Origin of the sequence: Mesorhizobium sp. M2A.F.Ca.ET.037.01.1.1 (assembly GCF_003998075.1) — a bacterium.
Lineage (GTDB): Bacteria > Pseudomonadota > Alphaproteobacteria > Rhizobiales > Rhizobiaceae > Mesorhizobium.
In genome coordinates this window covers 1-5832 of record NZ_RZSA01000369.1, presented here as the reverse complement: position 1 = coordinate 5832, position 5832 = coordinate 1, and the positions used below count along the sequence as shown (strand labels likewise).

The following is a 5832-nucleotide window of genomic DNA, read 5'->3' as shown; positions in this document are numbered from 1 at the left end:
GTTCGGCATCTGATGCTGGTTGGCGCCTACCGCGACAACGAGGTGAGCCTCGCGCATCCGCTGATGCACAAGTTAAATGCCATCCGCAAGTCGGGCTCGGTGGTCAACGAGATCGTGCTTGCGCCGCTCGCCCCGGAAGATCTGGAGCGCCTGACCGGAGATTCTCTTCGCCACGAGCCGGAGCGCGTTCGACCGCTGGCGCAACTGATCCACGAGAAGACGGCCGGCAATCCATTCTTCGCCATTCAATTCACTTCCTCGCTCGCGGAAGAGGGGCTGCTCGCTTTCGACCACCGCGAGGCGCAATGGTCATGGGACATCGATCGCATTCACGCCAAGGGCTACACCGACAATGTCGTTGACCTCTTGTTGGAAAAATTGAGCCGGCTGCCGGTCGGAACCCAGAGAGCGTTGCAGAAGCTTGCCTGCTTGGGTGCCAGTGCTGAACTCGATCTGCTGACTACGGTCTACGACACATCGATGGAGGACATTCACAGCGACCTCTGGGAAGCAGTTCGTGCGGGTCTCGTGCTCCGTTCGGAAGACGCCTACCGCTTCCTCCATGACCGTGTCCAGGAAGCTGCGTATTCGCTGATTCCCGAAGATTTGCGAGCGGCGGTCCATCTCAGGATTGGCAGGCTGCTTGAGGCCAACACCCCGCCCCATAAGCGGGACGAGGTCATTTTCGAGATCGTCAATCAGCTCAACCGCGGCGCTGCCCTGATCACGGCTGAGGGCGAGCGTTTACAGCTGGCCGAATTGAACCTGATAGCCGGTAAGCGCGCCAAGGCGGCGACCGCCTACGCTTCAGCGTTGAACTACTTCGTCCTCGGGGGGACGCTTCTGCCCGTTGAGCCGTGGACGCGCTGCTATGACATCGCCTTTGCAATCGACATCAACAATGCCGAATGCGAGTTGCTGACCGGCAATCTGGCCGGTGCAGAGGAGCGGCTGTCGATGCTGCAACGGCGCGCTGCGAGCGTTCTGGACAGAGCTGCAACTACACGTATGCAGGTTCTTCTCCACATGCTGTCGGGACGCCCGGATCGTGCCATTGAGGTGGGCCTCCAATATTTGCGCGAGGTTGGCATTGAGTGGTCCGCTGCCCCGACGGATGAGGAAGTCGGCGAGGAGCTCGAGAGCATGTGGCGACGGCTCGAAGGCCGGAGTATCGAGGCGCTGTACGATTTGCCGCTAATGTCGGATCCGCAACGGCGCGCCACGATGGATGTGCTCCTCGAGCTTCTGTCGCCGGGCCTGTACGCCAATGAGAACCTGGAAAGCCTGCTCGTATTGCGGATGGTAAATCTGAGCATAGACCACGGCAATTGCGATGCGTCTGCCCATGCTTATGCGAGCCTCAACCTGGCACTTGGCGTCCGCTTCGGTGACTATGAATCGACGAAACGCTTCAGCCAGCTCAGCTTGGATCTAGTCGGGAAAGAGGGCTTTGAACGCTACAAGGTTCGTGTGCACTCGGCTTTCGGGGTGATGGTTCTACCCTGGATTCGGCCCTTCCGTGACGCCCAGCCAGTAATCCGGCGTGCGCTTGAGATGGTTTTGGAAGCGGGCGAGTTGACTTATGCCGGCTATTTGTACGACGCGACTGTCACGCAACTCCTGTCGCTGGGTACGCCGCTTGCGGAGGTACAGCGCACGGCCGAGCATGGCCTTCAATTCGCGCAAAAACTGGGTTTCGATGTAACCACTGCCGTCATTGTTGGCCAGTTGGGAATCATCAAGACGCTCAGAGGCCTCACGCCTGACTTCGGTTCGTTTTCCGACGACCAATTTGATGAGAGCCGCTTCGAACAATATCTGCTCGCCGACCGCTATCTGGCGCTGCCAGCATGTTGGTATTGGATCCGGAAACTGCAGGCTCTCATTCTCTCCGGTCGGTATGATGAGGCCTTGGAAGCCGGCCGCTATGTGCAACGATTTTTTTGGACGGATGGCCCGTTCATCGAAGCGGCTGAATACCATTTCTACGACGCGCTTGCGCGGGCGGCTGCATTTGATGACGCGACTCCGGTCGAACAGCGCGAGCATCTCAAGGCGTTGGGCGAACATCACAAGAAGCTCGTGTTCTGGGCGGGGAATTGCCCTGAGAACTTCGAAAATCGAGCAGCCCTGGTCGAAGCGGAGATCGCTCGCCTGCAAGGTCGGGAACTGGAGGCCGAGCGGCTCTACGAACGCGCCGTGGGCTCGGCACGCGAGCAGGGTTTCATGCAGAACGAGGGGCTGGCCTATGAATGGGCCGCCCGCTTTTATCGAGCGCGCGGCTTCGATGAGATATCGCATCTCTATTTTCGGAACGCCAGGCGCTGTTATTTGAACTGGGGCGCCGACGGCAAGGTGCGTCAGCTCGATCAACTTTACCCTCATCTCAGGGATGACGAGCGCGCGCTGCCCAATCCCACAACAACGATCCAGGCACCCGTCGACCACCTCGACCTCGCGACGGTGCTCAAGGTTTCGCAATCCGTGTCCGGCGAGATGATCCTGGAAAAGCTGCTCGACACGGTCATGCGCACGGCCATCGAACAGGCCGGTGCGCAACGGGGAGTGTTGCTGATCTCGCGAGGAGCAGAGCAACGGATCGTCGTCGAGGCGATTACTGACGGAGACACGGTAACTGTCCAGTTGTTGGACGAGGTGATGTCGCCGGACAGGGTGCCGGCCTCCGTTCTACGCTATGTCGAGCAAATGCGGGAAAGCGTGGTCATCGATCAGGCCAGGGCAGACAATCCATTTTCGGAAGATTCTTACTTCCGTGCAGTTCAGGCCCGTTCCGTCCTTTGCCTGCCGTTGCTCAACCAATCCAAGCTCATCGGTCTACTCTACCTGGAGAACAACCTTGCTTCCGGTGTGTTCGCGCCGACGCGAATTCCGGTGCTGAAGCTGCTTGCGTCGCAGGCAGCGATCTCGCTGGAAAACACGCGACTATATATGGACCTGACAGAGCGGGAGACAAAAATCAGGCGTCTGGTCGACGCCAATATCATCGGCATCTTTTTTTGGGACATCGAAGGCCGGATCACCGAGGCCAATGAGGCGCTTCTGCGGATGGTGGGCTATGACCGTGACGATCTTGCCTCAGGTCGCCTGCGATGGACGGACCTGACACCGGCCGAATGGCTTGACCGCGATCTGCAGCAGTTTGTGCCAGAACTGAAGATCGCGGGCAGTCTGCCACCCTTCGAGAAAGAGTACTTGCGGAAGGACGGAACCCGGTTGCCCGTGCTTATCGGTGTGGCGAGCTTCGAGGAGAGGGGCGGCGAGGGCGTTGCCTTCGTGCTCGATTTGACCGGCCTCAAGCGGGCGGAGGCTGAAGCGCGCGAGAACGAGCGGCGGTATCGCGAGATTCAGTCGCGGCTGGCTCGTGCCAACCGCGTCGCGACAATGGGTCAACTGACGGCCTCGATTGCGCACGAAGTCAATCAGCCGATCGCCGCGGCACTTACCAATGGCCAGGCCGCCCTGCGTTGGCTCAGCAAACAGCCGCCCGATTTGATGGAAGTCCAGCAGGCGCTGGAACGCATCGTCAAGGACGGCACGCGAGCGGGCGAGATCATAGACAGGATGCGCGCGCTCTTCGGAAAGGCACCGCCGTCCAAGGCGGACCTGGACATCAATGAAGTGGTCGGAGAGATCGTGGCTCTCACCCAAGGCGAAGCGCTCAAGAACGGGGTCACAGTACGTGCGGAACTCGAAGGGGGCTTGCCGGTTGTTCGAGCGGACCGGGTTCAGCTCCAGCAAGTCGTCCTCAACCTGATCGCCAATGCGATCGAGGCGATGAGTGAGATTGAGGACGAAGCTCGCGATCTACACATCATCACCGCGCAGCATACGCCTGATGGCGTGATCGTTACAGTCCGCGACACTGGACCGGGCTTAACTTTTAAGGGTGTCGAGGACGTCTTCGAAGCTCTCTATACGACCAAGCCCACGGGCCTCGGGATGGGGCTTCCGATTTGTCGCACCATCATAGAGGCTCATGGCGGAAAAATGTGGGCAAGCGCAAACAAGCCGCGCGGCGCCATTTTCCAATTCACCTTGCCGCAAATGGAAGAAGAATGAGCGCCTTGAGCAAAACCACGGACCCCTTGCCAGCAAGGCCGCACTAAAATGCTCTTTGCCGTCTACGGGCGATCGACCGCCGAGGGGCTCTCAAGCAGCAGCCAGAAGGCTACGTAGAGCGCTGCCATCATCGCGATCCACGTGCGGAATGCGAAGCTCCATGCGCTCCACGGCAATCCCAAGAAGCGGAACTGACAGCCTTCGTGAGTTGTTGCCAATGACGCGCTCACCTCGGCTCTTGCCTCCATGGCCGCCAGCCAATGCCGATCGCTCAGCTCAGATGGAGTTCATTGCGGCTCGCCGCCGTGCGACGTCCGACATGCATCTCGGCACCCCGACTGCCGTAACCAGCTCCGAGCACCGTCTTGCCGCGGAACACCCAGTAAGCATGGCCGAGGTAGGCGATGATGATGGGAAGGATGATGAGCACGCCCGCGCCGACAAAACGCAGGGTCGCGGGATCTGAAGCGGCGCTCCACACAGTGGCATGGCGCGGCACAACATAGGGCCACAGGCTGACGGCGAGCCCGCCAAAGCCAAGCAGGAACAGCACAATCGTCAACACGAACGCCCGACCATCGTTGGAACCCCAAAGCGAGCGCCAGATCAGCACGATGGCGACCACCGCGGCCAGGGGCATGAGTGCCAGCGGCAGTATGTGCGGCCAGGCGAACCAGCGCTCCGCCACCTCAGGCACCGTAAAAGCCGTCCACGCGCTAACCATGGCCATGGAGGCCGCTGTCAGGATCAACGCCGCATGCCCGACCTCCCGGCCGAAGATCTGGGTCGGGCCATCCGTTTTCCAGATAAGCCAGCCCGCGCCGAGTAGAGCATAGCCGCTGACAAGGCCCACGGCGCAGAGCAACCCCAGGACAGTAAAGCAGCTGAATGGTCCACCGGAAGACATCCCGCTCTCGACTGGTACTCCGCCGATGAAGCCCCCTAGCACGAGGCCTTGGGCCAACACCGCCAGAAGTGAGCCGGCGGCAAATGCATAATCCCAGCCTCGCCGGAATAGCCTGGCCTGAAAACGGAACTCGAAGGCAATGCCTCGAAAGATCAACGCGAAAAGCATGATCATCAGAGGCAAGTAGAACGCAGGAAGAAGGACGTAGTAGGCGATCGGGAAAGCCGTCCAGAGAAGCGCCCCTCCGAAGACGAGCCAGGTCTCGTTGCCATCCCACATTGGCGCGATGCTCTCCATCATCAGATCCCGGTCCTGCTCGCGCGGCGCGAGAAGAAAGAGGAGGCCGATGCCGAGATCGAAGCCGTCCGCCAGGACATAGAGTCCGACCGCTCCGGCCGCGACAAGCGCGAAGATCAGCGGAAGATCCATGGTCATTCTCCCGCCAGCGACGGACTTTTGTTGAGGAAGCCGCCCGCCATGGCAGGGCCCGCCTGTTCAAGCCCGGGTCGCACCGCATTCGGGTGGACGCTTACGTCTTCCGGGCCGCGCATGACGATCCGCGCGCCGTACCAGAAGAAGGCGAGCAGCAGAAGGTTATAGACCACCACAAACAGCAGCAGCGAAACGAGTACGGAACTCGCAGCGATTGGCGAGGCTGCATCCAGTGTGCGCAGATGGCCGTAGACCACATAGGGCTGCCGCCCTGTCTCAGTCACGGTCCAGCCAGCGATTACCGCGACGAAACCGAGCGGCGTCGTCGCCATGGCCGCGAGTTGGAACCAGCGAGTGGTGAACAGCCGCCCACGCCAGCGGAGGATCCCGCCCGTTATCGCCATCGCGAGGAG

At 60.5% G+C, this 5832-nt stretch carries 3 protein-coding genes; 1 reads left to right on the top strand and 2 read right to left on the bottom strand.

Features of this window, described 5'->3' with window-relative positions; all coding sequences use genetic code 11:
- Positions 1–12 precede the first annotated feature (12 nt).
- Complete coding sequence (locus tag EOA27_RS18800; RefSeq protein WP_189562057.1) at positions 13–4080, top strand: ATP-binding protein; 4068 nt, start codon at positions 13–15, stop codon at positions 4078–4080.
- 271 nt (positions 4081–4351) lie between these two features.
- Here EOA27_RS18800 and EOA27_RS18795 read toward each other — a convergent pair whose 3' ends face one another.
- Both EOA27_RS18795 and EOA27_RS18790 read right to left on the bottom strand, forming a co-directional pair.
- Positions 4352–5416, bottom strand: a complete 1065-nt coding sequence (locus EOA27_RS18795) for a cytochrome d ubiquinol oxidase subunit II (protein ID WP_245491118.1) — start codon at positions 5414–5416, stop codon at positions 4352–4354.
- Between the two features lie 2 nt (positions 5417–5418).
- Positions 5419–5832 (bottom strand): cytochrome ubiquinol oxidase subunit I (locus EOA27_RS18790; RefSeq protein WP_145970408.1); only part of this gene is annotated, 414 nt, incomplete at its 5' end.